This window comes from Gammaproteobacteria bacterium, assembly GCA_016195665.1.
Classification (GTDB): Bacteria; Pseudomonadota; Gammaproteobacteria; order SURF-13; family SURF-13; genus JACPZD01.
This window is the reverse complement of the sequence record JACPZD010000038.1, coordinates 21,926-46,131: the sequence shown is the minus strand read 5'-3', so window position 1 is coordinate 46,131 and position 24,206 is coordinate 21,926. Positions and strand designations below refer to the sequence as shown.

Genomic DNA, 24,206 nt, shown 5'->3' with positions numbered 1-24,206 from the left:
GGAGTCAGAAAACAAGGCTACAACGTTATAATGTGACTCCTGAGTAAAAACCCTGTTTACTCTACCCCCACCCTGTCCCGCCCCCTCAATAGGGGGCGGAGACGTAGCATGAAGTGTAGTCTTAATTACTGACTTATGAGTAACTAATACCAAGAAACTCTCAAAGACATGAATCGCAAACGTCTTCTCTTTACGCTGATCACAGCGGGCTTGTTCGGTATTGTCTTTGTGACGTTCGGCATGCGCACAAGCGATGACAAAAAGCCTGCGCCGGTAGCGGCCATCAAGCCGGCGCTGACAGTGACCACCACGCAACCGCAAGACACGAATCTGCCTGTGACGATTAGCGCCAACGGCAATATCGCGGCGTGGCAAGAGGCCAGCATCGGCACCGAGACCAATGGCTTGCGACTGGACGAGGTGCGTGTCAATGTGGGCGACGTTGTCCAACGCGGTCAGGTGCTGGCCACCTTCGCGTCCGACACGATGGAGGCCGACCTGGCGCAAGTGCGCGCCGCTCTTGCCGAGGCCGAGGCCGCGTTGGCCGAGGCAGCCGCGAATGGACAGCGTGCGCGCAATCTTCAAACCAGGGACGCCCTGAGTGCGCAGCAGATCAACCAGTACCTCACCGCCGAGCGTACCGCCCAGGCGCGGCTAGAGGCGCAGCGCGCGGCGATCAAGGTGCAACAGCTACGCTTGCAGCAAACGCAAGTGCTGGCGCCTGACGATGGTGTAATCTCGGCACGCAGCGCCACGGTGGGCGCCGTCCTGCCGAGTGGGCAGGAGCTGTTTCGCATGATCCGTCAGAGCCGGCTTGAGTGGCGTGCTGAAGTTTCATCCGCCGAACTCGCGTCGTTGAAACCCGGCATGAGCGTGATCGTCAGGCCCGCTAATGTGACCCCTATCAAGGGTATAGTGCGCATGGTGGCGCCGACCGTCGAAGTGCAGACCCGCAACGGCTTGGTATATGTTGACTTACCGACACCAGGTGCGGCCAAGGCAGGCATGTTCGCACGCGGCGAATTCGAGGTCGGCAGCGGTCAGGGGCTGACGCTGCCGCAAAGTGCGGTGTTACTGCGTGACGGCTTCAGCTATGTCTTCCGTGTCGGCCCCGACTCGAAGGTCGCTGAGGTCAAGGTTACAGTTGGACGCCGTGTGGGTGACCGCATCGAGATCATCAGTGGACTCGATGTCTTGGCGCACGTGGTTGCCGCCGGTGGCGGCTTTCTGGCCGATGGTGACAGGGTGCGAGTGGTCGAGGCGGCGGCGGTAAAGTCAGCAGCGTCCAGCATTACCACGGCAACTCAGTAACAGAGATAAGGGCGCCTCTAAAAATGAACGTTTCCGCCTGGTCAATCCGCAATCCGATTCCGGCGATCCTGTTGTTCATTATGCTCACGTTGGTGGGCCTGATGAGCTTTCGGGCGATGAAAATCCAGAACTTCCCCGACATAGACCTGCCCACCGTGACGGTGACAGCGTCGCTGCCGGGCGCCTCTCCCGTGCAACTCGAAACCGAGGTCGCGCGCAAGATTGAAAATTCGATCGCCACGCTGCAAGGCGTGAAGCACATTTACACCAAGGTGCAGGACGGCGCCGCCATCATCACGGTGGAGTTCCGGCTGGAAAAACCCACCCAGCAGGCATTGGATGACGTGCGCGACGCCGTCACCCGCGTGCGCTCCGATCTGCCAGGTGACCTGCGCGACCCGATCATCTCGAAAATGGAATTGTCGGGCGCGCCAATCCTTACCTACACCGTGGCTTCCAGCCGCATGGACGATGAAGCCCTGAGCTGGTTTGTAGACAACACCATTACTAAATCCATGCTCCACGTGCGCGGTGTGGGCGCGGTCGCGCGGGTGGGGGGTGTGACGCGTGAAGTGCGTGTCGAGCTTGACCCGGCGCGGTTGCAGGCGCTCAATGCCACGGCAGCCGATATTTCACGTCAGTTGCGCCAGATACAGCAAGAGGCCTCGGGCGGCCGCACCGACGTGGGCGGCGCCGAACAGTCGGTGCGCACTATCGCTACCGTACAGTCGGCTGAAGAACTGGCGCGCATGGAAATCGCGTTGTCCGATGGCCGTCGCATTCGCCTCAACCAGGTGGCGCTGGTGACGGACACGGTGGCAGAGCAGCGCTCTGCGGCGCTGCTCAATGGCCAGCCGGTGGTCGGTTTCGAAGTCACGCGCAGCCGCGGCGCCGGTGAGGTGGACGTGGCGGCCGGCGTGCGCAAGGAGCTGGAAAAGCTCAAAGCCGCGCACCTCGATGTCGTTGTAACGGAAGCGTTCAACTTCGTAGACCCGGTGCAGGAAAACTACAACGGCTCGATGTTGCTGCTGTACGAGGGCGCCATCCTCGCGGTGATCGTGGTGTGGCTCTTCCTGCGCGACTGGCGCGCCACTCTGGTGGCCGCCATCGCACTGCCGTTGTCGGCGATCCCGACGTTCGCGCTCATGCACCTGTTCGGCTTCACCATCAACGTGGTCACGCTGCTGTCGTTGTCGCTGGTGGTGGGCATTCTGGTGGACGACGCCATCGTCGAGATCGAAAACATCATGCGTCACCTGCGCATGGGCAAGACGCCGTTCCAAGCGGCGATGGAGGCGGCCGACGAGATTGGTCTTGCGGTCATTGCCACCACCTTCACGCTGATTGCCGTGTTTCTACCCACCGCGTTCATGAGTGGCGTGCCGGGTAAGTTCTTTGTGCAGTTCGGCTGGACGGCAGCCATCGCCGTGTTCTTCTCGCTGGTGGTCGCGCGCATGCTGACGCCGATGATGGCGGCCTACATCCTCAAGGCGCCGAAGCGCGAATACCGCGAGCCGAGCTGGATGGCGCTATACATGCGCTGGGCCCGGTGGTGCCTGAAACACCGCGTGCTCACCACGCTGGCCGCGGTCGGCTTCTTGGTGGGCTCGTTCGCGCTGGTGCCGTTGCTGCCTACCGGCTTCATCCCGCCCGACGACCTGTCGCAAACGCAGGTGATCATTTCTTTACCGCCGGGCAGCACTTTCACGCAGACTTATGCGGCGGCAGAACAGGCGCGCGAGATCGTGCAGCAGAACCCGCATGTGAAGCTGGTGTACACGGCCATAGGCGGCGGCAACACCGGCGGCGATCCGTTCGCGCCCGGCGGTGCGGTCGAGGTGCGCAAGGCCACCCTCACCATCAACATGACGCCGCGCGGCGAGCGCCGGGGCTTAAGCAAACAAACCATTGAATCGCAGTTGCGCGAAGCGGTGAGCGTGCTGCCCGGCGCACGTATCAAGGTGGGCTTAGGCGGCTCAAACGAGAAGTATGTGCTGGTACTGGCTGGAGAAGACGGGCGCGTGCTCACCGACTACGCGCGCCGGGTGGAACGTGATCTGCGCACCATTCCCGGCATCGGCAACGTGACCTCCACCTCCAGCCTGGTGCGGCCCGAACTGATGGTGCGACCTGATTTTGCGCGCGCCGCCGACCTTGGTGTGACGTCTGCGGCCATCGCTGACACGTTGCGCATTGCGACATCTGGTGATTACGATCAGAGTCTGGCCAAGCTCAATCTGTCGCAACGCCAGGTGCCGGTGGTGGTGAAGCTCAAAGCCGATGCACGCACCGATCTCGATCTGCTGTCACGCCTGGCCGTGCCGGGCGCGCGCGGTCCGGTGATGCTCGGCAACGTAGCCACACTGGCCATTGACAGCGGGCCGGCCGAGATTGACCGTTACGACCGGCTGCGCAACATCAACTTCGAGATTGAGCTGAACCAGCAGCCGCTGGGCAGCGTGGAGAGGCAGGCGCTTGCGCTGCCCAGCCTGCGGAATCTGCCTGCTGGCGTGATTCAGACTAGCGTAGGCGATGCCGAGGCAATGGCTGATCTGTTTTCGAGCTTTGGTCTGGCCATGCTCACTGGCGTGCTGTGTATCTACATCGTACTGGTGCTGCTATTCAAGGACTTCGTGCAGCCCGTGACGATTCTGGCAGCGCTGGTGCTCTCGATCCCCGGCGCTTTCCTTGCACTGTTCATCACTCAGACTGCCATCTCAATGCCGTCCATGATCGGTTTGATTATGCTGATGGGCATTGCCACCAAGAACTCAATTCTACTGGTGGAGTACGCCATCACGGCGCGACGTGACCGTGGCCTGACGCGCGGAGAAGCGCTGCTCGATGCCTGCCACAAACGCGCACGACCCATCGTGATGACCACCATCGCCATGGGTGCGGGCATGCTGCCCATTGCGCTGGGTATCGGCGTTGATCCGAGCTTCCGTGCCCCGATGGCCATCGTCGTGATCGGCGGGCTGATTACCTCCACCTTCCTGAGCCTGCTCATCATTCCGGTGCTGTTCACCTATGTAGACGACATGGTGCAGTGGCTGTTACGGCACATCAAGCGCGGACCTGCGGCGCCTTCTGCGCCGAAGGCGGGCGATGGTCTGGAACAGGCGAAATTATCATGACCAGCGGAGAGAATAAATAATTGGCGCGCCCTAGAGGATTCGAACCTCTGACCTTTGGGATCGGAACCCAACGCTCTATCCAACTGAGCTAAGGGCGCAAGTAAAGAACAAGTTGCGCGCAGCGCCTCGGCTCGCCCCCTTCTCCCCCTGGGAGAAGGGGTGGGGATGAGGGCAAGGGAGGGCTAGGATACCTACTCCCGACTTAGCCGTCTATGCAGGTATTCCTGGTTACCGCCCTGGTCGCGCTCAAAACAAATCACAATACAATGCTAACATGTTGTTTTATATATTTTTTATAAACAACATCTTGACTCTCCGGTATTTGCCGCTATCATTATTAGCACTCGATGTAGATGAGTGCTAATAACCCCCATCTATTGTATTATAGAGAGCCACACGCACAGATATTAACCCCTTTTTTGCTTTGTAAGGAGATAGAAGACAATGAATATTCGTCCGTTGCATGATCGCGTGCTGATACGCCGGCTGGAAGAAGAGCGTACCACTGCCGGTGGTATCGTGATCCCTGATAACGTCGCCGAGAAGCCCAGCCGCGGTGAGGTAGTCGCCGTGGGCAAGGGCAAGATTCTCGATAACGGGAGCGTGCACCCGCTGGATGTAAAGGCCGGTGACAAGGTCCTGTTTGGCAAATACGCCGGCACCGAGGTGCCCGGCAGCAAGGAACTGCTCATGATGCGCGAAGACGACATCATGGGTGTCATCCAGTAAGTCCTGACAGGCCTGGATCCATTAACTTTCTAATCAAGAGGAATTCGCTATGGCAGCAAAAGACGTAAAATTTGGATATGACGCGCGTAGCCGCATGGCCAAGGGCGTTAATATTTTGGCCGATGCCGTGAAGGTTACCCTCGGGCCGCGTGGCCGGAACGTGGTGATAGATTCGAGCTATGGCGGCGCACCCACCGTCACCAAGGACGGCGTGTCCGTGGCCAAGGGCATCGAGCTGAAGGACAAGTTTGAGAACATGGGCGCCCAGATGGTGAAAGAGGTCGCTTCCAAGACCTCCGACGTGGCCGGCGATGGCACGACGACCGCCACCGTATTGGCGCAATCCATCCTCAAGGAGGGCCTGAAGGCCGTGGCCGCCGGGATGAACCCGATGGACCTGAAGCGCGGCATAGACAAGGCCGTCACCGCCGCCGTCGAGGCGCTGAAGAAGATGTCCAAGCCCTGCACCGACGATAAGGCGATCGCCCAGGTCGGCACTATCTCCGCCAATGCTGACAAGGACATCGGCGACATCATCGCCAAGGCCATGTCCAAGGTCGGGAAGGAAGGCGTCATCACCGTGGAAGAGGCCTCCGGCTTTGAAAATGAGCTGGATGTCGTTGAAGGTATGCAGTTCGACCGCGGTTATCTCTCTCCCTATTTCGTCAACAACCAGCAGCTCATGAGCTGCGACCTCGAAAACCCGCTGATTCTGATCTACGACAAGAAGATCTCCAACATCCGCGAGATGTTGCCGGTGCTGGAAGGCGTCGCCAAGGCCGGCCGCCCCCTGCTGATCGTCGCCGAGGACGTGGAAGGCGAAGCGCTCGCCACATTGGTGGTGAACAACCTGCGTGGCGTGGTGAAGTGCTGCGCGGTGAAGGCGCCCGGTTTCGGCGAGCGCCGCAAAGCCATGGAGTCGGATATCGCTGTGCTCACCGGCGCGAATCTGATTGCCGAGGAGCTGGGCTTGACGCTGGAGAAGGCCGGCATCGGCGATTTGGGTTCCGCGAAGCGCGTCAACGTGACCAAGGAATACTGCACCATCATTGACGGCGCCGGTAATGCCAAGGATATCCAGGACCGCATCAAGCTGATCCGTAATCAGATCGAAGAGGCGACCACCGACTACGACAAGGAAAAACTGCAAGAACGCGTAGCCAAACTGGCGGGCGGTGTGGCCGTCATCAAGGTCGGCGCCGGCAGCGAGATCGAGATGAAGGAAAAGAAGGCGCGCGTGGAAGACGCCCTGCATGCGACTCGTGCGGCCGTTGAGGAAGGTGTGGTGCCGGGCGGCGGTGTGGCCCTGGTGCGCGCGCTGAAGGCGGTTGACAAGCTCAAGGGCGATAACGAAGACCAGAATGTCGGCATCACTATCGCGCGCCGCGCGATGGAAGAGCCGCTGCGCCAGATCGTGGAAAACGCCGGCGTCGAAAGCTCCGTGGTGCTGGCCAAGGTGGCCGAGGGCGACGGCAATTTCGGTTACAACGCGGCGAGCGGCGAGTACGGCGACATGGTGGCCATGGGTGTGATTGACCCGACCAAGGTGACGCGTACCGCGCTGCAGAACGCTTCATCGGTGGCCGGCTTGATGCTTACCACTGAGGCCATGATCGCCGAGTTGCCTAGCGACAAGGGTGAACCGAAGGATATGGTTGACCACGGCGGCATGGGCATGATGTAAACAAACCAAGCTCCTGTATAGGGTGCTGAGCCCCATCTGGCGACAGATGGGGCTTTTTTTTGCTATATAACTTCGCCTTTTGATCCGATGCTGTGTTGCAGCTTGTCTGCGCTCCTCACATACTTCTCTGTATGCTGTGCTGTACACGGAGGTACGAATGTCGCGAGCGCAGGACGCGCAGGAGCGACCGGTGCTCGACTGCGCTGCGCCTTGCCTCGGATCAAAATTCTCGTTCTATCGCTTTGGGTTCTTTAAGATGTTTCTTTCAAAAAATGTACTAGAAGCCTTACCCTCTGCGCTAAGCGAGCACGTCGCCATCTATTGGCAGACCTTTGTGGAGGCCGCCACAGAAAGTGGTGTAGCCATCCCTGCTCATCCCGATTTTTTGAAGGTCTTGCATCGGGTGTGGGCATGCAGTGAATTTGTGGCGCAAAGCTGTATCCATTCCCCGACGCTCCTGGCTGACCTCCTGCATAGCGGTGACCTGCTGAGGGAGTATTCGCCCCATACCTATCGGCGGCAACTGCAAAGTGTACTGGGCACAAGCGCAGATGAGCGCGAACTGGGGGTGGTCCTGCGGCAGGTGCGGCGGCGCGAGATGGTGCGTATCGCCTGGCGCGACCTGGCCGGCTGGGCCAAGTTGGACGAGACCCTGCGAGACCTCTCGCTGTTTGCGGAGGCCTGTGTCGAATCGGCGCTGGACGCGCTGCATGCCTGGCAGGCGGCTGAACTGGGTTGGCCCTGCAGCGGAAGCGGCGAGCCGCAGTCGCTGGTGGTCATCGGGATGGGAAAGCTGGGCGGGGGTGAACTGAATTTTTCATCGGATATTGATCTGGTCTTCGCCTACCCCGATGAAGGTGAGACGCTCGGCCGCCGGCGTCGTGTCAGTAATGAGGAATATTTCGTCAGGCTGGCGCAGCGCCTGATCGCGGGGCTTGATACGCCGACCGGCGAGGGCTTGGTGTTCCGGGTAGACAGCCGGTTGCGTCCGTTCGGCGAGAGCGGTCCGCTGGCCCTGAGTTTTGAGGCGATGGAGGATTATTACCAGACCCACGGGCGCGAGTGGGAACGCTATGCCTTTATCAAGGCGCGCGTCGTGGCGGGCGACCGCGTGGCGGGGTCGCGCCTGATGCGGACGCTAAAGCCGTTCGTCTATCGCCGCTACCTGGACTTCGGCGCCTTCGAGTCCCTGCGCGACATGAAGGCGTTGATTGCGCAAGAGATCCGGCGCAAGGGCATGGAGGGTAATATCAAGCTGGGCCGGGGCGGAATACGTGAGGTCGAATTTATCGGACAGGTCTTCCAACTCATCCGCGGCGGGCGGGACGCCAGGCTGCAGCGGCCCGAACTGCTGCCTATTTTAGAGACTCTCAGCGCGACCGGGTATCTGCCCGATTACGTGGCACGCGAACTCGCGGAGAGTTATGTCTTTCTGCGCCAAGTGGAAAACCGTCTGCAAGAGGCCGCCGACGAGCAGACCCACAGCCTGCCGGCGGACGAGGCCGGGCGGCTGCGCCTGGCCTACTCGATGGGCTATGACAATCGGGAGGTTTTTGAGCACGCTTTAGATATGCACCGCAGACGCGTGCAAAGCCATTTTGAGCAAGTGTTCACCGCGCCCCAGGCCGAGCAATCAGTTGACGCGAACCGGCCGGACTTGACCGGTCTCTGGCTGGGGTCGCTGGAGGAAGGGCGTTCTCGGGAGCTGCTCACCTCGATGGGTTTTGCGCAGGCCGATGACGTCCTGCGTTGGCTCACCGAGTTACGTGAGGGATATGGCTACCGCGTGCTCAGTGAGCGTGGCCGCGCCCGCATGGACACACTCATGCCTCTGTTGATTGCGGCGGCGGGATTGGGCGCCGGCCCTGATGTTACGCTGCTGCGCGTGGTACGTCTCATCGAGGCTATCGCACAGCGCAGCACCTACCTTTCCTTGTTGATCGAAAATCCGATGGCCTTGTCGCAGCTCGTGAAGCTGTGCTCCGCGAGTCCCTGGATCAGTGCCTTGCTGACCCGTCACCCGTTGTTGCTCGATGAGTTGTTGGATACGCGCACTCTGTACGCCGTGTTGGACAAGGCGGGCATGGAAGAAGAACTGCGCCGGATTTTATCTTCTATCCCGGAAGACGACCTGGAGCAGCAGATGGAGGCGTTGCGCCATTTCAAGCAGGTGCAGGTGTTGCACATCGCCGCGGCCGATACCGCGGGTGAGCTGCCGCTGATGAAGGTGAGCGATCATCTCACCTGGCTCGCCGAGGTGGCGTTACAACAGGTGTTGAATCTGGCATGGAACTATTTGGCGGCGAGGCATGGTACGCCGCGGTGCAGTATCGAAGGCAAGCCTCACGAACCCGGCTTTGCCATCGTCGGTTATGGAAAACTCGGCGGGATCGAGTTGGGCTACGGCTCCGATCTGGACCTGGTGTTTTTACACGATAGCCAGGGCGATGAGCAGCGCACCACGGGGACCAAAAGCATTGACAACAGCGTGTATTTTGCGCGGCTGGCGCAGCGTGTCATCCACATACTCAATGCCTCTACGCCCGGCGGCGTGCTCTATGACGTGGATGTGCGGCTGCGACCGAGCGGCGCCTCCGGCCTGCTCGTGAGCAGCGTCGCCGCCTTCGCCGACTATCAACAGGGCCAAGCCTGGACGTGGGAACATCAGGCGTTGGTGCGTGCCCGTGTGGTGGCGGAAATCGGCCCGGACAAGGGGGCCATAGCCGCGCAGTTTGAACGGCTGCGCACCGATATCCTGGGGCGCAAGCGCGACCCGGCGGCGCTGCGTACCGAGGTGTCTGACATGAGGGAGCGGATGTACGCCGAACTCGGCCGGCCGGTGGAGGGGCAGTTCGACCTCAAGCAGGGCAGGGGAGGTATCGCGGACATCGAATTTATGGTTCAATACACAGTTTTACTAGCAGCTCACCGACACCCTGCACTGTTGGTCTGGACCGACAACATCCGCCTGCTGCAGGGCTTCGCTGCGGCGGAGTTAATGAGCGCGCCGGATGTGCAAGTATTAAGTGACGCCTACCGTGCTTATCGTGCCTCATTGCATCGCGCAGCCTTGCAGGATGAAGCGGCGCTCGTGTCCGACACCGAGTTTCGGGATTATCGGGCAGCGGTGGTGCGGATCTGGCATGAGTTAATGGGGAGGTAGGTGCGACAAATTCGCATTCGGCCGAATGAATTCGGCCCTACGACAAGATTAAAGGAGAACTTTGCATGACAACAATGGATGACCGCGACGGCGTCATCTGGTTCGACGGGAAGCTGGCGCCCTGGCGCGATGCCAAGGTGCATGTGCTGACGCATACGCTGCATTACGGCATGGGAGTGTTCGAAGGCGTCCGCGCGTATAAAACGGAAAAAGGCACAGCCATCTTCCGTCTCGATGCGCACATGGATCGTTTATTCCGCTCCGCGCACATCCTGGGCATGGACATGCCTTACGATAAGCGCACGCTGAGCGAGGCATGCCGTGTCGCGGTGCGCGAAAACAGTTTGGAGTTGTCGGGTTCCAAGTCGGTCTATATTCGTCCCATGTGTTTCTACGGATCGGAGGGCATGGGGCTGCGCGCCGATAACCTCAAGGTGCACGCCATCGTCGCGGCCTGGTTGTGGGGTTCGTATATGGGCGAGGAGGGCGTGGAGAAGGGCATACGCGTCAAGACCTCATCGTTCACGCGCCATCATGTCAACATCACCATGTGCAAGGCCAAGGCCAACGGCAATTACATGAACTCGATGATGGCGCTGCGCGAGGCGCTTTCCTGCGGTGTGGACGAGGCGCTGCTGCTCGACGTGGATGGCTATGTGGCGGAAGGGAGTGGCGAGAACATCTTTATCGTGCGCGACGGTGTGCTTTACACGCCGGAACTGACTTCGGCGCTGGACGGCATCACCCGCGACACGATCTTCAAGCTCGCCGCAGAGATCGGCGTCGAGGTGCGCGAAAAGCGCATCACTCGCGACGAGGTGTATATCGCCGACGAGGCCTTCTTCACCGGCACCGCGGCGGAAGTCACGCCGATCCGCGAACTGGACGGCCGCAGCATCGGCGACGGTACGCGCGGACCGATCACCACACGCCTGCAATCGTTATATTTCGACCAGGTGCACGGGCGGCGCAGTCAGTACCCCGAGTGGCTGACCTTGTGTAATTACTAATGAGTTCATCATTAAGTCTACACTCTCCGACCCGTTCCCGCCCCCTGTTCAGGGGGCGGGACAGGGTGGGGGTAGAGTTAACAGGGTTTTTACTCAGGAGACACCCGGTCGGCGGTGTATCCTTACTTTGTGGCTCCTGAGTGGGTAGAGAGAGCCGTGGCTGAAAAACATAACTCCTCGCAAAAGAAATACGTCGAGCCCAATGCGCAAAATCTCTATCACGTGACGCGCGCTGATTTACCTTTGAACTGCCCTATGGACAGCATGAGTCTGTGGAACTCCCATCCGCGCGTGTATCTGCCGATTGAAGCTACCGGTAAAGCGAAGTGTCCATACTGTGGTGCGGATTATGTCCTCAAAAGCTAATCTGGCATAAGGCTTAGAACATATTCATAAGGGACGCATTTTTAGAGGTGCCCATAAATAGTTCCCCTGTGTCTCTTGCGATGAAAAGGCTTCACCACGGAGGGCGCGGAGGAGAAAAAACCCTTCTTGAGGGTATTACTCTGCGTCCTCTGCGGTAAATTATTTATGGATAAGTTCTTAGTTACTCTGCAGCGGTGAACAGAAAAAAAATCCTGGTCGTCGGTGCTTCCTGGATAGGCGACATGGTGATGGCGCAGAGTCTGTTCAGGCTTATTAAGCAGCGTCATCCGAGCGCGCAGATTGATGTCCTTGCCCCCTTCTGGACCTTGCCGCTGCTCCACCGCATGCCGGAGGTGCACGAGGCGCTGGACCTACCCTTCAAGCATGGGCAGTTGAAACTCGCGGCGCGTTACCGGTTTGCACGTAACCTGCGCGATCGCGGCTATGACCAGGCGATCGTGTTACCTAATTCCCTCAAGTCCGCATTGATCCCCTTTTGGGCGAAGATCTCCGTGCGCACCGGCTATGTCGGTGAGTGGCGCTGGGGCTTACTCAATGATGTCCGTCGCCTCGACAAGACCCGATTGCCGATGACGGTGCAACGTTTCGTCGCGCTGGGCATGGAGGACGGTGATCCTCTGCCTGCCGAGTTGCCGTATCCGCGTCTGGCGGTGACCGAGGGCGGCGTGGAGACAGCCTTGACGCGGTTGAATCTTGCGCCTCCCGGCGCGCCGCTGCTGGCGCTTTGTCCCGGAGCGGAATACGGCCCGGCCAAGCGTTGGCCGGCGGAATACTTCGCCGAGATCGCCCGGACTAAACTTATGCAAGGCTGGCAGGTCTGGTTATTCGGTTCCGAAAAAGACGCCGCGATCACCGCCCAGGTGCGTGCCCTCGCGGGCATGGAGTGCGTAGACCTTGCCGGCCGCACCACGCTCGCCGAGGCGATAGACTTGCTGTCACTGGCCGACCGGGTGGTGACCAACGATTCCGGTCTGATGCATGTGGCCGCCGCCCTCGGCCGAAGATTGATAGCGATTTACGGGTCTTCCGACCCGGGGTTTACGCCGCCGCTCAGTACACAGGCGAAGATACAATGGCTGAAACTTTCCTGTAGTCCTTGCTTCCAGCGCGAGTGTCCGCTGGGTCACTTGAAGTGCCTGCGCGATCTGAAGCCGGAGCAGGTACTGAGGGTAATGGACGAGGCGACGGAGATATGAAAATCCTCGTCGTCAAAACCTCATCGCTGGGCGATGTCATTCATACCCTGCCTGCGCTGAGTGATGCTGTGCATGCCATGCCGGAGGTCCGTTTTGATTGGGTGGTGGAAGAGACCTATGCCGAGATTCCCGCCTGGCATCCGGCCGTGGCGCGCGTGATCCCGGTGGCCCTGCGGCGTTGGCGCAAACGCCCGATGACAGCCGTAATGAGCGGCGAGTGGCAGCGTTTCCAGCGCCAATTGCGTGTCGAGACCTACGATAAAATTATTGATGCCCAAGGTCTCATCAAGAGTGGGCTGCTTACTCGCATGGCGCGCGGCCCGCGCTATGGGTTGGATCGTCACTCCGCGCGGGAGCCGCTTGCGGCACTGGCTTATGGGCACAGGTTTTCAATAGGAAAAAATAAACACGCCATCGCCCGCGTGCGCGAATTATTTGCCGCCGCGCTGGGTTATCCCTGTCCGGTCACGCCGCCTGACTATGGTATATCGCGCGGCCGCTTCAGTCCTATTCCGGCGGATGAGAGATATGTGGTCTTCCTGCACGGCACGGCATGGGCAAGCAAACAATGGCCAGTGGAATATTGGGTACAATTGGCGAGTCTCGCCACGGAGGCGGGCTATAAAGTCTATCTGCCGTGGGGAAACGAGGAAGAACAACAGCGCGCGCAGCATATCGCCGTACAGTGTTCAGGTGTTACGGTGTTGCCTAAGATGAATCTCGCAGGGCTGGCCGCTGTGCTGGCCCATGCCCGTGGCGTGGTGGGTGTGGATACCGGTCTCGCCCACCTGGCGGCGTCACTGTCGGCGCCGGCCGTGACTATTTACGGCGCGACCCGGCCGGAGTTGACTGGAACCGTTGGGTCTGGTCAGGCGCACCTGTGCGCCGAGTTCGTCTGTGCCCCCTGCGGCAGGCGTATCTGTACCTATCGCGGCGCGGCCGATGTGCAACCGGCGTGTTATCAGACTGTCTCTCCCGCCAAGGTTTGGGATACCATCACTCCTTATATTACAGGGTGAGGGAGGTTCCCGGTGAGGAATTCCTTGGCTGACGCGATAGATCCGGATCTCTTGCGCCGGGCGTTGGTGATCAAGTTGCGTCATCACGGCGATGTCCTGCTGACCTCGCCGGTGTTTTCGGTGCTCAAAAATCACCTGCCGCAGGTAGAGGTGGATGCACTGGTCTATCAGGATACTCAAGAGCTGTTGACCTTACACCCGGCGATACAGCGCGTGTTCACCATAGACCGGGACTGGAAAAGACAGAGTTTGGGCAACCGGATAAAATACGAGTTGAGCTTGTTAAAAGAATTGCGAAACCGACGCTATGATTTGATCGTTCATCTCACCGAACACCCGCGTGGGGCATGGCTGACACGGTTGCTGGCGCCGCGTTACAGCGTAGCGGGAGAATTCTCGCACCGGCGCGGGACATTGTGGCGCAGCAGTTTTTCGCACCTCTATCGCCAGCCGGCGACGCCGCGCCACACCGTGGAACAACACCTGGACGCCTTGCGGAGACTGGGAATTTATCCAGACGTCGAGGAGCGGCGTTTGGTCCTGATCCCCGGGCAGGAAGCGGAGGCGTTCATTGACCGGTTGCTGAAGCAGCGGGGCCTGAACAAATTTATTCACCTTCATCCTAGCTCGCGCTGGTCGTTCAAGACCTGGCGGAACGATTACTATGTCGACTTGATCAACGCCCTGCATGAGGCCGGTGAGCAGGTGGTTATCACGGCGGCGCCTGATGAAAAAGAAATGGCGGCCGTGCGCCGCATCACCGAGAGACTAACTCGCCCCGCGATAGATCTTTCCGGCCGATTGACCCTGAAGCAATTGGCCGCGCTCACCGCACGGGCAAAATGCTTCGTCGGTGTGGATTCCGTGCCCATGCACATCGCCGCGGCCATGCAAACACCCGTCGTCGCCTTGTTCGGGCCGAGCAGTGAACAGGTGTGGGGTCCCTGGCAAGTCAGACATCGGGTGATAGCCTCAGACCACTCCTGCCGGCCGTGTGGCCTGGACGGCTGCGGAGGCGGAAAGGTAAGCGAATGCCTCACTACGCTGCCGGTTCTCGGTGTCTTGCAGGCGGTGCAGGATCTGCTTTCGGATCAGACGTGAAAAAATTCAGTATGGCGCTGGTACGGCAGCGCTACCAATCAGACGGTGGCGCGGAGCAATTCGTTTCGAGGGTGATGTCTTTACTGCATAACGCAGGCGTAAACGTGTCGCTGGTCACGCGCTCCTGGGGTCAGGAATCGTCGCAACCGGTGCTGCGCTGCAATCCTTTTTATTTGGGAAGTCTATGGCGTGACGCCGGATTTGCATTCAGCGTGTGCCGGGTGCTCAAAAAGCAGAAATTTGATCTGGTACAGTCCCACGAGCGCATCCCCTGCTGTGACATTTACCGCGCGGGCGATGGTGTGCATCGTGAATGGCTGAAACAACGCCGCCGCGCCTTGGGACGTTGGGGAAAGTTACGTCTTGCCTTAAATCCGTACCATTACTATGTGCGGTTTGCGGAAAAGCGGCTATTCAACAGCGCCCGATTGCGTGCAGTGATCTGTAATTCGTATAGGGTCAAGCAGGAGATCAACCACTATTTCGCATTCCCCGAGAACAAGCTGCATGTGATCTATAACGGCGTAGACAGTACTCAGTTTCATCCTGACCTGCAACGTTTCCGTTCCTCAATCCGCGCCCACTACGCGATCCCTCCTGATGCGATGTTATTCCTTTTTGTAGGTTCCGGTTTCGAGCGCAAGGGGATACCTATTTTACTTGAGGTTATGACACAGTTACCTGACTCTACACATTTATTGGTGGTGGGAAGAGACAAAAACCTGCCTCGCTTTATCATCCTGGCCGAAACCCTGATGCTGAAAGACCGCGTGCATTTTGCCGGGGCGCAGCAGGATGTCAGGCCGTACTACGGAGCCGCCGATGCCTTTGTGCTGCCGACCTTGTACGATCCTTTCCCCAACGTCGTGTTAGAGGCATTGGCTACAGGCTTACCGGTCATTACCAGTACCCAGTGCGGCGCCGCTGAGATTATTGAAAAAAATAACTGCGGCCTGGTATGCGATGCCTTGGATAAGGGGGGATGGGTGGAGGCCATGGAAACGATGTCTGGATCAGAGTACAGACGTGCCGCCGGCGGCGCGGCACGTAAGGTCGCGGAGATGCTCAGCGAGGAGAATATGGGAAAGCAGTTACTGCCGCTTTACGAAAGTCTGCTCAGCAGGTAATTAAACCTGCATGCACATCCTGCACACAGAATCCTCGCTGGGTTGGGGCGGCCAGGAGATTCGTATCCTTACAGAGGCCGAGGGTATGCTGGCGCGCGGGCATACAGTCACTTTGTTGTGCCCGCGCGAATCCACTATTTATCACGAGGCCATCAGCCGCGGTGTCGCTGTGGTAGCGCTCCCGATAGCGCGCAAGTCCCCGCAAGGACTTTATGCGATAGTGCAATGGTTAAAAAATCATCGAGTCAGCATCGTGAATACCCATAGCTCTACAGACAGTTGGCTGGTTGCCCTCGCTGCGTGTTTGCTCAGAAATCCGCCGCCGATAATTCGTACCCGACATATCTCGGCGGCGATACCCGATAATGCCCCTACGCGCTGGTTGTATACCAAGGCGAGCCGTCACATCGTCACCACCGGCGAGGCCCTGCGCCAACAGCTTATCGCCGTTAATGGCTATTCCAGCGGGCGGATTACCTCGATCCCAACCGGGATAGATACCGGGCGCTTTGTGCCCGGCGACCGAATGAAGGCGCGCCGTAAACTCGGGTTGGTCGAAAATGTTTTCCTGATCGGCATTGTGGCCACGCTGCGGAGTTGGAAAGGGCATTGCTATCTCATCGAGGCGTTCGCCAAGTTGGCTGACGAACATACTTGGCTGGTAATCGTCGGCGATGGACCGCAGCGGGAGGCCTTGAAAAAACAAATCGCTGAACGGGACCTCGATGATCGTATCATCATGGCGGGCAATCAGCACGATGTTTTGCCTTGGTTGCAGGCGATGGATATTTTTGTGCTACCCTCCTATGCCAATGAAGGTGTGCCGCAAGCGTTGGTGCAGGCCATGCTCTGCGCGCTGCCGGTGATTACCACTTCGGTAGGCAGCATCCAAGAGGCGGTTCAACATGAACAGACCGGGCTTATCGTTGAACCGAAAAATCCTCAGGCGTTGGCCGGCGCCATGGAGCGGTTGCTTTCCGATGCCTCATTGCGGCAGAGGCTGGGTGAGGCCGCGCGCAGATATGCGCAGGAAAGATTTGGATTGACCGCCATGCTGGATAAAATGGAGGCGATTTTTACCGAGGTGGGTGACGCATGATTTTTGATGACGTGACGGCGCAACGAATCAGTCTGTTTCACGATACCTGTCTCGCGACTTTGGGTTGGGCTAGTTCCTCCGCAGCGGAATTTGCTTCAGGGATGTGGGGCTATATTGAGCTCAATCACCGCTATAATTGCCTGCTATGGGCCGAGGAAGATTTGGCCCGGCGCAGAGATGTCGCTGATAGCGAAATTGCCGCCAACAAGCGCGCCATTGATGGCTATAACCAAAAACGCAACGACGCCATTGAAAATATTGACGTGCTTCTATTGCAGCGCCTGAGTCATGTTACGCCAGATGCGGATGCCTGGTTAAATAGCGAGACAGCGGGTGCCATGATTGATCGTCTGTCTATCCTCAGCCTGAAGATTTTTCACATGCGGGTGCAAGCAGAGCGTACCGACGTTGATGATATGCACATAGAAAACTGTAAGCAAAAATTATCGAGATTGATGGAGCAGCGCAACGATCTGCAAAAATGTCTGGGTACCCTGCTTGCGGCTGCGGAACAGGGGCGAGCCTACTTTAAAATTTACCGGCAATTCAAGATGTACAACGATCCGAGCTTAAATCCCTGCCTGTATCAAACTAAAGGTTAGTGGTCTCTGGAACGCGTCGGAAAATCAGTTTTTCTATTCTTTGATAGAGTTCCGCGTCGCTTATGTCTGGGACGGTTGTTTCCGCCTCGAGATAGTCCGCCTTGATCCCTCGTGGTCCCCATTGTTTGGGGGAAGGTGAACTGCGGCTCGCGGCGAATAAACCCAATACGCCTCCGGGACTTGCGGCGGCGAAATGCATGAAGCCGCTGTCGGGGAAGATCGAGGTGCGCGCATGCCAGATCAGGCCTAAGGCGGGCATGATAGGGCCTCGAAAGGGGTGAATGTAAGGCACGTGGTTGTCCAATACAGGCTGCGCGATGTCATCATCGCCCGGATAGAGCGGGTTATCGCTTTTTCCGGGTGTCCACATGAAGACAGTGGTCAGGTTATAGCGTTCCTTGAAGTGCGCACACCAGCGTAAAACTTGCTGCGGGGTGGGTTGCCTATTGGAGCGCCGCGCCCCAAGGCCAAGCACGATATAGGTATTAGATTTTAGGTTGCGTTCAGTCACCCAATTGACGGCAAATTGATGCCAGACGGCCGGCAAATCATAATGAGGGTAAATAGGCGAAGCGGGCAGCGGGATTCCTAATGGAATCAATAGACCCAACATGCGGTCTATCTCGTGGTTGCTGTTTGGGGCTTTCAATGGATCTGTTAATTGGTTTTTCAGTGCCTCGTCATCGCAGTAGGCGATGACACGCTTCGCACCGACACGCAAGGCGCGCCGTATGGCTCGCAGAGACTCTTCGCCGCCCGCAGCCAGGGCAACATCGAAATGCTCGCGGCGCAACTGTAAGATTTGCCAAAGCTGTTTGAATGCGGCGGTGAGGCGGATTTTTCTGCCGATACGCACCCGAGGGTATACCCACAACCTGTCAATGTTAGGGTTGTTGCTGACCACCCAGGCATTGTAGTCATTGGCAAGCAAGTGGATCTCCGCACTCGGCAGGGATCGCCGCAGGTGCTGCAGCATCGGTGTGGTAAGCAGCATATCTCCAATCTTGTCGCGCTTTATTATCAGGATCTTCATGGGTTGATTCAGTGCGGAGGTATAATCGGAAAATTATTTACTCAGGAGTCACAAAGTAAGGCAACACTGCTTATGATGTGACTCCTGAGTAAATACCCTGTTTTACCTACCCCCACCCTGTCCCGCCCCCTACATAGGGGGCGGGGACTTAGCGGGAAGTGTAGCGTTACTTATTGACTTATGAGTATTTCGCTGAAGCGATTTAGCGAATTATACTTCACTTGCCTATACGCACATATTCAAAATAAAAGAAATGTTGAAAAAGATCTGCAGAACAATAGCCTGGCCTGCGCCGAACGGCTCGTTGAGTTGCGCGCTCAATTGCTGGGCGTTTTTTTTAATGGGGGCCTATTTATTGGTTTTGCCCATCGCCCACACCATCGCCGTACGCCACATCGCCTTCTACTCGCTGTTGCTTTTGACGCTGTGGGCGACATGGAGATACCGCTTAAGGCTCTCCTTCCCGGTCGCATGGGCTTGGGCGGTGTATGCGGCCATCGCATTATTTTCCGTGATGTACGCCATAGACCCGGCCTACTCGTTGAGTGAAGTCAAGCGCGAGTTGGGCTACGGTATCCTTGTCTTGGTGCTTGCGGCGTCGTGGGTGCGCAGCACTGAAGCTCTGTCACGAATCATGGGCGTCGTCGTAGCGGGCAATCTGCTCATGGTGGGTTATGCCGTTTTTAATATAGTAGTTTCCGGACTGGGACAGTCGTATTTGCAAGAAGGCTCGTTCAGCGGTGTCGGGATGTTCAGCACGTATCTGATTACGGTGTTGCCCTTTGTAGCCGCTTATGCCCTGCAATTGAAAGACACTCATAAAACGATATATTACCTTTTATTGGCTGTGTTGGCGTTGAATATCATTGCGCTCTACTTCAGCGGGAATAGGGCGGGTCTTGTTTCATTGCTGGTCGAGCTGCTGCTCGCGGTATATCTCCTCAGAGATTCCATTTTTCCACGCGCACAACGTAGGTTCCTGGTAACAATAATCGTACTGGCAGTCGTTCTTACAGGCTTATTCGTAAAGCAGATGAATGAGCGCATCGTGTTGCACCAAGCGGAGCTTGGAGCCACCTCTGCAGACGAACCTGATCAGCGCTGGATAATTTGGCGCGTGGCCGTCGAGAATATTCGCGCTCACCCCCTAATCGGCGCGGGGTTCGGCCGTGAGGTATTCAGACTGCGCAATCCGGAATTTTTCAAGGAGAACACCAACTACTGGCATGCCCATAACATACTCCTCAACAAAGGCGTGCAAATGGGTATACTCGGCATGTTGGCCTTTCTAGGTTTGATATTCGCGGTGCTGCGTGCTGTTTGGGTTCCACGCACGCGGCGTCAGCAGATCTCACCGCTCCATGCCTACGCAACAGCCTGTGCGGTCATGATAGTGGGGTTGCTAACAAAAAATATGACCGACGATTTTTTTGTGAGAGATGGGGCGCTGTTATTCTGGATGTTGACCGGCACGGTGCTGGGCGCCATCGGGGGTGAAAGAGCGGCCGCTCCCCATGAGTAATAAAATCCTCGTCGTGCGCCGTGACAATATCGGCGATCTCGTCTGCACTACACCCGTAATCGCCGCCCTGCGCTCGCGTTTCCCGGACGCCCGTATCTGTGCGTTGGTCAACAGTTACAATCTGCCTGTTCTGGAAAATAACCCGGACATTGATGAGGTATTCGCCTACACCAAGGCCAAGCATAAGCCGCAAGGCAAGAGCATCCTTGCCGTCTATTGGGATCGGTTCCGATTGTTGCTGCGATTACGCAGGGAGCGTTTTGATTACGCCATCATAGCGGCCCCTGGGTTTTGGCCGCGCGTAGTACGAACATTATCGTGGATCAAGCCCAGGCATATCATAGGTTTTACCGAGGAGGGGAGGCCTGGAATTGAGCGCATAGATATCGCGGCTCCATACTCCACGGAAAGGGCGATGCATGAAGTGGAGGACATCTTTCGCTTGCTGGCGCCATTGGGCATCCAGTCACCGCCACCACCGGCACACCTCATCCCCAGCCCGTCGAAAGTGATGCGGGTGCAACAGAAATTAAAACAGCATGGATTGTTGGCCGCCAGGATGTTGTTGGGCGTGCACATCAGTGCGCGCAAACCCAGCCAACGTTGGCCGGTGGAAAAATTTATCGAGTTGATAAAAAAGCTGCGTGAGAAATACGATGCAAACTTTGTGCTGCTCTGGTCACCCGGCGCCGCCGACAACCCCATGCACCCCGGTGATGACGGCAATGCGCAGGCGATCATGACTCAGTTGGCGGGCTTCCCGATTATCGCCTATCCGACTGGGGATCTCGGCGACTTGATCGGGGCGCTGTCACTCTGTAACGAAGTGATTTGCAGTGATGGCGGGGCCATGCATATCGCAGCCGCCTTGGGAAAACCCATTGTGTGTTTCTTTGGTAAATCGGATGTAACGCGCTGGCACCCATGGGGTGTGCCTTATGAACTGTTGCAGCCACGCAGTCTGGATGTAAAAGATATTAGTGTAGATGAAGTGATGGTTGCCTTTGAGCACTTGCTTACCAAAACGCTATTTTCTTGAGCGCCTGTTCAATTCCATCAGCTTTACATATTTAATAAAAGAATTGAAACAGCCTATCATGATATGAACAAGGCCGGGGAGCCCATCAAGAAAACCGAGGCGAATAAAATAGAACTTGATGAAACGCACCATCGGACTGAACAGCAGTTGCACGATACCGGTGCGCACACCCTGCTCATACAGCTTCTCTGCTTGCAAGCTGGTGTAGTGATTCTGCTTCTCCAGATAAGCCGCAATGCCATTTTCTGATTTATGCATCAGGTCGCCTGCCAATTCTCCTGCGCGACCGTCATGAATAACCTTCTCGTGGATGACATCAACGCTCCAGCGCGCATGACGGCGATCAAACAGCCTCAGCACCAAGTCAGGATAACCCTCGCCGTGTTTCAGCCACTGCCCCATGAATTGATTGCAGCGTCTCAGAGTGTAGGCATAAAAAGGCGGTCTCTCTTGCAGAACGCGCCGGATATTTCCAACCAACTCGGGACTAAGTGATTCGTCGGCATCCAGGCTGAGTATCCAGTCGTGCTTCGCCTGGCTGACGGCAAATTGCTTCTGCGGACCATACCCTACCCAATCACGATGCACGATACGATCGGTAAACTCCCTCGCTATGGTCAGCGTATCATCCGTGCTGCCCGAATCCACAATCACGATCTCATCCGCCCAGCGCACACTCTCCAGGCACTGCCGGATATGTTGTGAGGCATTCAGTGTAATAACAGTGACGGTCACCGGATAAGCCACACGCGGCTCCTTAAGATTCATAAAAACTAGCTTCGCCTGGAGGCCGATCCTTGAACCGCCGGTGTACCCAGAGATATTGCTCCGGCGCTTTGCGCACCTGTGTTTCGATCAATTGGCTGATGCACAACATGTCACGTTTCAGGTCATCGCCGGGTATCCCATCCATCGCGGGCAACAGGGTGAGGAGATAATCATGCCGGTCGTCGCGCCTTTGAATCATGAAGGGGACAATCGGCGCCCCGCTGAGCCGCGCCAGTCGCGCCGGCGCGGGGTTGGTGGCCGCCATGATTCCAAAGAAAGGGACAAACACGCTGTGTTTGAGTCCGTAATTCTGGTCAGAGGCGTACCAGACCGGGATGTTCTGTTTCAGGCTGTTCAGCATGCCGCGCACGTCGTCGCTGGAGATGGCCTTTTCACAACGCGCCTCGCGCGCGCGCTTCATGACCGCATCGAATAACGGGTTCTTGTGCGCCCTGTACATGGCGTGGAATCGGGTGTGGATGGCCAATAAATGCGTGCCGATTTCCAGATTGGTAAAGTGGGCGCTGAGCAAGATCACGCCCTTGCCGTATCGCAAGGCCTGCTCCAGGTGTTCGAGTCCTTCGATGCGCGCCAGCTTGCGCATGCGTGCATCGGACGTCCACCAGGACATCGCCGTTTCCACCAGACCCATTCCCAGTGAAGCGAAGTGCTTTTTCAATAAGTGCGTGCGCTGATTTTCATCGAGTTCTGGGAAGCACAGTTTGAGATTGATTTCAGCGATATGTCTGCGCCGCCGGGAGCTCAGATACATCATCCGTCCGATGAGTTTTCCGATTTGAAATTGCCAGCGATGAGGAAGTTGTGCGATGCACCAGAGGATCCCCAATCCGATCCAGGTTGGCCAGTAACCAGGCGCCAGAAATTTTTTTACGGGAAACGGGCCGCTAAGTGAGATGCCTGATGGGCTCATTGTGTTCGCCAACCTATGACGCGTTAGCGGTTGATAGGCGCAGGTCATTGATGGCGTTCATGACCAACGCAGTGTCCATCGCCTGCATGCAGCGCGGCGCGGCGCACTTGTCTATGCCGCGGCCACAGCGGCGTACCCAGGCGATTTCGCGCTTGAACAGGACGCGTTGGTCGCGGCATGGGAAGTCTGGAATGGTGACCGCGCGGTAGGGTGCGTTGCGCCAGAAATCGCCGGCGCCACAGATGATACTCGATCCGGGCCCGAACAGGGTGACGGTGGGTGTGCCGGTAAGACGCCCCAGGTGCGCCACGCCCGTGTCGTGTGACACCAATAGCTGCGCGCCCTGCACGAGATGCCAAAGCTGAGCCAGATCGAGCCGGCCCGCGTAGGATTGAAAATCTCCGTCCGGGTCTATTTGGGCAACGATGCGCTCTTCGTATTTGCCACCGCTCCAGATGACTTGCAGGCCGCGCTGCGTGAGCATGTTGGCAAGGATGCGCCATTTGTCTGGTTCCCACAGCTTGAGCGGTGTACTCGCCCCGACGTGCAACACACAATAGGGGCTGGTGGGGGTGTCGAAAGATCTAAAGGGTGGCGCAGGCCAGTCGCCGGGTGCATAGGTCTGTGGCGCTGGCCCTGGCGCCAGTTGTGCGACCATGTCGCCCCAGGCGGCGGGGGTATTGGGGTAGGGTATCAGTTCGTCTACTGGCCAACTTTTGTAGGCAGGCCGGTCGCCCGCGAATGCGACGATCCAGCGTGCACCGAGCGCCAGCGAAAGCCACGCATGGCGGTTGTCGCCGGGTACGATGGCGAGATCGAAGCCGGACTCGGCAAACAGCGGTGGCAGCGTTGCGGCGTCGCGCGGATCGAAGGGCAGGGCGCGCACGCCATAGGGTGATTTTGCGTACAAAGGCGTGATGGCCTTGGGCGTGGTCATCACGATCTCGGCTGACGGAAAATTCTGGCGCAGCTTGGCGAGGAGGGGTGTCAGCATCAGTGTGTCGCCGAGTAGTAGATGATGGGCAATCAGGATGCGCTGCGGCACAACGGACGGTCGGCGACACCCGAATCTGACTAGCCGCGGCAGGGCGCGGCTGATGACCGTCAATCTGGATTGAAGACGGCTAGCCAAGGTACGGGGCGCTTTGCAAAAGGATTTTCATTGAGCCGGATATTTCAGCCGTCGGATCGCTTGTGTCTATTATGCTATGATTTACTCAGGAGTCGCAAAATCAGATTACAATCCTTATGATGTGACTCCTGAGTAAATACCCTTTTTACCTATCCCCACCCTGTCTTTTGCGCTATGCTTCCTGCGCCGCGCAAAAGTCCAGGGTGCACATCCTTG

19 protein-coding genes and 1 tRNA gene are annotated in these 24,206 nt (G+C 57.8%); 15 read left to right on the top strand and 5 right to left on the bottom strand.

Going from position 1 to position 24,206, the window contains the following annotated elements:
* Nucleotides 1-168: 168 nt before the first annotated feature.
* Both HY028_11265 and HY028_11260 read left to right on the top strand, forming a co-directional pair.
* Complete coding sequence (locus HY028_11265) at nt 169-1,311, top strand: efflux RND transporter periplasmic adaptor subunit (GenBank protein MBI3345413.1); 1,143 nt, start codon at nt 169-171, stop codon at nt 1,309-1,311.
* Between the two features lie 23 nt (nt 1,312-1,334).
* The gene (locus tag HY028_11260) at nt 1,335-4,448 is read left to right on the top strand and encodes an efflux RND transporter permease subunit (GenBank protein ID MBI3345412.1); all 3,114 of its coding nucleotides are present in this window, start codon (nt 1,335-1,337) and stop codon (nt 4,446-4,448) included.
* Between the two features lie 21 nt (nt 4,449-4,469).
* Here HY028_11260 and HY028_11255 read toward each other — a convergent pair.
* Nucleotides 4,470-4,546 (bottom strand) — tRNA-Arg (locus HY028_11255).
* 346 nt (nt 4,547-4,892) lie between these two features.
* Here HY028_11255 and HY028_11250 point away from each other — a divergent pair.
* The 11 genes from HY028_11250 (at nt 4,893) to HY028_11200 (ending at nt 17,565) form a co-directional block, all read left to right on the top strand.
* The gene (locus HY028_11250) at nt 4,893-5,177 is read left to right on the top strand and encodes a co-chaperone GroES (protein MBI3345411.1); all 285 of its coding nucleotides are present in this window, start codon (nt 4,893-4,895) and stop codon (nt 5,175-5,177) included.
* Nucleotides 5,178-5,226: 49 nt separating this feature from the next.
* Entirely contained in the window at nt 5,227-6,861 is a 1,635-nt protein-coding gene (gene groL, locus HY028_11245; protein MBI3345410.1) for a chaperonin GroEL, read from the top strand.
* 256 nt (nt 6,862-7,117) lie between these two features.
* Complete coding sequence (gene glnE / locus HY028_11240; GenBank protein ID MBI3345409.1) at nt 7,118-10,024, top strand: bifunctional [glutamate--ammonia ligase]-adenylyl-L-tyrosine phosphorylase/[glutamate--ammonia-ligase] adenylyltransferase; 2,907 nt, start codon at nt 7,118-7,120, stop codon at nt 10,022-10,024.
* 65 nt (nt 10,025-10,089) lie between these two features.
* Nucleotides 10,090-11,034 carry a branched-chain amino acid transaminase gene (locus HY028_11235; GenBank protein MBI3345408.1) on the top strand — a complete coding sequence of 315 codons (945 nt, stop codon included), beginning with the start codon at nt 10,090-10,092 and terminating at the stop codon, nt 11,032-11,034.
* Nucleotides 11,035-11,289: 255 nt separating this feature from the next.
* The gene (locus HY028_11230) at nt 11,290-11,400 is read left to right on the top strand and encodes a zinc-finger domain-containing protein (protein ID MBI3345407.1); all 111 of its coding nucleotides are present in this window, start codon (nt 11,290-11,292) and stop codon (nt 11,398-11,400) included.
* Between the two features lie 242 nt (nt 11,401-11,642).
* Nucleotides 11,643-12,617: a lipopolysaccharide heptosyltransferase II gene (gene waaF / locus HY028_11225; GenBank protein MBI3345406.1), complete on the top strand. Its 975-nt coding sequence runs from the start codon at nt 11,643-11,645 to the stop codon at nt 12,615-12,617.
* Nucleotides 12,614-13,636: a lipopolysaccharide heptosyltransferase I gene (waaC, locus tag HY028_11220; protein ID MBI3345405.1), complete on the top strand. Its 1,023-nt coding sequence runs from the start codon at nt 12,614-12,616 to the stop codon at nt 13,634-13,636. The genes waaF and waaC overlap by 4 nt, the downstream gene beginning before the upstream one ends.
* Nucleotides 13,637-13,648: 12 nt before the next feature.
* Nucleotides 13,649-14,737: a putative lipopolysaccharide heptosyltransferase III gene (gene rfaQ, locus HY028_11215; protein MBI3345404.1), complete on the top strand. Its 1,089-nt coding sequence runs from the start codon at nt 13,649-13,651 to the stop codon at nt 14,735-14,737.
* An 11-nt stretch (nt 14,738-14,748) separates the two neighbouring features.
* Nucleotides 14,749-15,864, top strand: a complete 1,116-nt coding sequence (locus HY028_11210; GenBank protein MBI3345403.1) for a glycosyltransferase family 4 protein — start codon at nt 14,749-14,751, stop codon at nt 15,862-15,864.
* A gap of 10 nt (nt 15,865-15,874) precedes the next feature.
* Nucleotides 15,875-16,963 carry a glycosyltransferase gene (locus HY028_11205; protein ID MBI3345402.1) on the top strand — a complete coding sequence of 363 codons (1,089 nt, stop codon included), beginning with the start codon at nt 15,875-15,877 and terminating at the stop codon, nt 16,961-16,963.
* Nucleotides 16,960-17,565, top strand: a complete 606-nt coding sequence (locus tag HY028_11200; protein MBI3345401.1) for a DUF4254 domain-containing protein — start codon at nt 16,960-16,962, stop codon at nt 17,563-17,565. Before HY028_11205 ends, HY028_11200 begins: the two co-directional genes overlap by 4 nt.
* Here the strand turns inward: HY028_11200 and HY028_11195 are convergent.
* Nucleotides 17,555-18,598, bottom strand: coding sequence for a glycosyltransferase family 9 protein (locus HY028_11195; GenBank protein MBI3345400.1), 1,044 nt, complete (start codon nt 18,596-18,598; stop codon nt 17,555-17,557). The genes HY028_11200 and HY028_11195 overlap by 11 nt on opposite strands.
* 340 nt (nt 18,599-18,938) lie before the next feature.
* On the opposite strand from HY028_11195, the gene HY028_11190 reads away from it, so the two are divergent.
* Both HY028_11190 and HY028_11185 read left to right on the top strand, forming a co-directional pair.
* A complete protein-coding gene (locus HY028_11190; GenBank protein MBI3345399.1) occupies nt 18,939-20,120 on the top strand; it encodes an O-antigen ligase family protein in 1,182 nt (393 codons plus the stop codon).
* Nucleotides 20,113-21,159, top strand: coding sequence for a glycosyltransferase family 9 protein (locus HY028_11185; protein MBI3345398.1), 1,047 nt, complete (start codon nt 20,113-20,115; stop codon nt 21,157-21,159). The genes HY028_11190 and HY028_11185 overlap by 8 nt, the downstream gene beginning before the upstream one ends.
* On the opposite strand, the gene HY028_11180 is transcribed toward HY028_11185, so the two are convergent.
* Genes HY028_11180 through HY028_11170 form a run of 3 tightly spaced genes read right to left on the bottom strand, consistent with a single transcriptional unit; the run spans nt 21,148 to nt 23,852 of the window.
* Complete coding sequence (locus HY028_11180) at nt 21,148-21,927, bottom strand: glycosyltransferase family 2 protein (protein ID MBI3345397.1); 780 nt, start codon at nt 21,925-21,927, stop codon at nt 21,148-21,150. The genes HY028_11185 and HY028_11180 overlap by 12 nt on opposite strands.
* The gene (lpxL, locus tag HY028_11175) at nt 21,917-22,858 is read right to left on the bottom strand and encodes an LpxL/LpxP family Kdo(2)-lipid IV(A) lauroyl/palmitoleoyl acyltransferase (GenBank protein MBI3345396.1); all 942 of its coding nucleotides are present in this window, start codon (nt 22,856-22,858) and stop codon (nt 21,917-21,919) included. The genes HY028_11180 and lpxL overlap by 11 nt, the downstream gene beginning before the upstream one ends.
* A 13-nt stretch (nt 22,859-22,871) precedes the next feature.
* Nucleotides 22,872-23,852, bottom strand: a complete 981-nt coding sequence (locus tag HY028_11170; GenBank protein MBI3345395.1) for a glycosyltransferase family 9 protein — start codon at nt 23,850-23,852, stop codon at nt 22,872-22,874.
* Between the last annotated feature and the right edge of the window lie 354 nt (nt 23,853-24,206).

Bases quoted from the DNA above. Each gene is read 5' to 3' on its own strand.
- HY028_11265 (MBI3345413.1), top strand. From the start codon at position 169: ATGAATCGCAAACGTCTTCTCTTTACGCTGATCACAGCGGGCTTGTTC.
- HY028_11260 (MBI3345412.1), top strand. From the start codon at position 1,335: ATGAACGTTTCCGCCTGGTCAATCCGCAATCCGATTCCGGCGATCCTG.
- HY028_11250 (MBI3345411.1), top strand. From the start codon at position 4,893: ATGAATATTCGTCCGTTGCATGATCGCGTGCTGATACGCCGGCTGGAA.
- groL (MBI3345410.1), top strand. From the start codon at position 5,227: ATGGCAGCAAAAGACGTAAAATTTGGATATGACGCGCGTAGCCGCATG.
- glnE (MBI3345409.1), top strand. From the start codon at position 7,118: ATGTTTCTTTCAAAAAATGTACTAGAAGCCTTACCCTCTGCGCTAAGC.
- HY028_11235 (MBI3345408.1), top strand. From the start codon at position 10,090: ATGACAACAATGGATGACCGCGACGGCGTCATCTGGTTCGACGGGAAG.
- HY028_11230 (MBI3345407.1), top strand. From the start codon at position 11,290: ATGGACAGCATGAGTCTGTGGAACTCCCATCCGCGCGTGTATCTGCCG.
- waaF (MBI3345406.1), top strand. From the start codon at position 11,643: ATGGTGATGGCGCAGAGTCTGTTCAGGCTTATTAAGCAGCGTCATCCG.
- waaC (MBI3345405.1), top strand. From the start codon at position 12,614: ATGAAAATCCTCGTCGTCAAAACCTCATCGCTGGGCGATGTCATTCAT.
- HY028_11210 (MBI3345403.1), top strand. From the start codon at position 14,749: ATGGCGCTGGTACGGCAGCGCTACCAATCAGACGGTGGCGCGGAGCAA.
- HY028_11205 (MBI3345402.1), top strand. From the start codon at position 15,875: ATGCACATCCTGCACACAGAATCCTCGCTGGGTTGGGGCGGCCAGGAG.
- HY028_11200 (MBI3345401.1), top strand. From the start codon at position 16,960: ATGATTTTTGATGACGTGACGGCGCAACGAATCAGTCTGTTTCACGAT.
- HY028_11195 (MBI3345400.1), bottom strand. From the start codon at position 18,598: ATGAAGATCCTGATAATAAAGCGCGACAAGATTGGAGATATGCTGCTT.
- HY028_11190 (MBI3345399.1), top strand. From the start codon at position 18,939: ATGGGGGCCTATTTATTGGTTTTGCCCATCGCCCACACCATCGCCGTA.
- HY028_11185 (MBI3345398.1), top strand. From the start codon at position 20,113: ATGAGTAATAAAATCCTCGTCGTGCGCCGTGACAATATCGGCGATCTC.
- HY028_11180 (MBI3345397.1), bottom strand. From the start codon at position 21,927: ATGAATCTTAAGGAGCCGCGTGTGGCTTATCCGGTGACCGTCACTGTT.
- lpxL (MBI3345396.1), bottom strand. From the start codon at position 22,858: ATGAGCCCATCAGGCATCTCACTTAGCGGCCCGTTTCCCGTAAAAAAA.
- HY028_11170 (MBI3345395.1), bottom strand. From the start codon at position 23,852: ATGCTGACACCCCTCCTCGCCAAGCTGCGCCAGAATTTTCCGTCAGCC.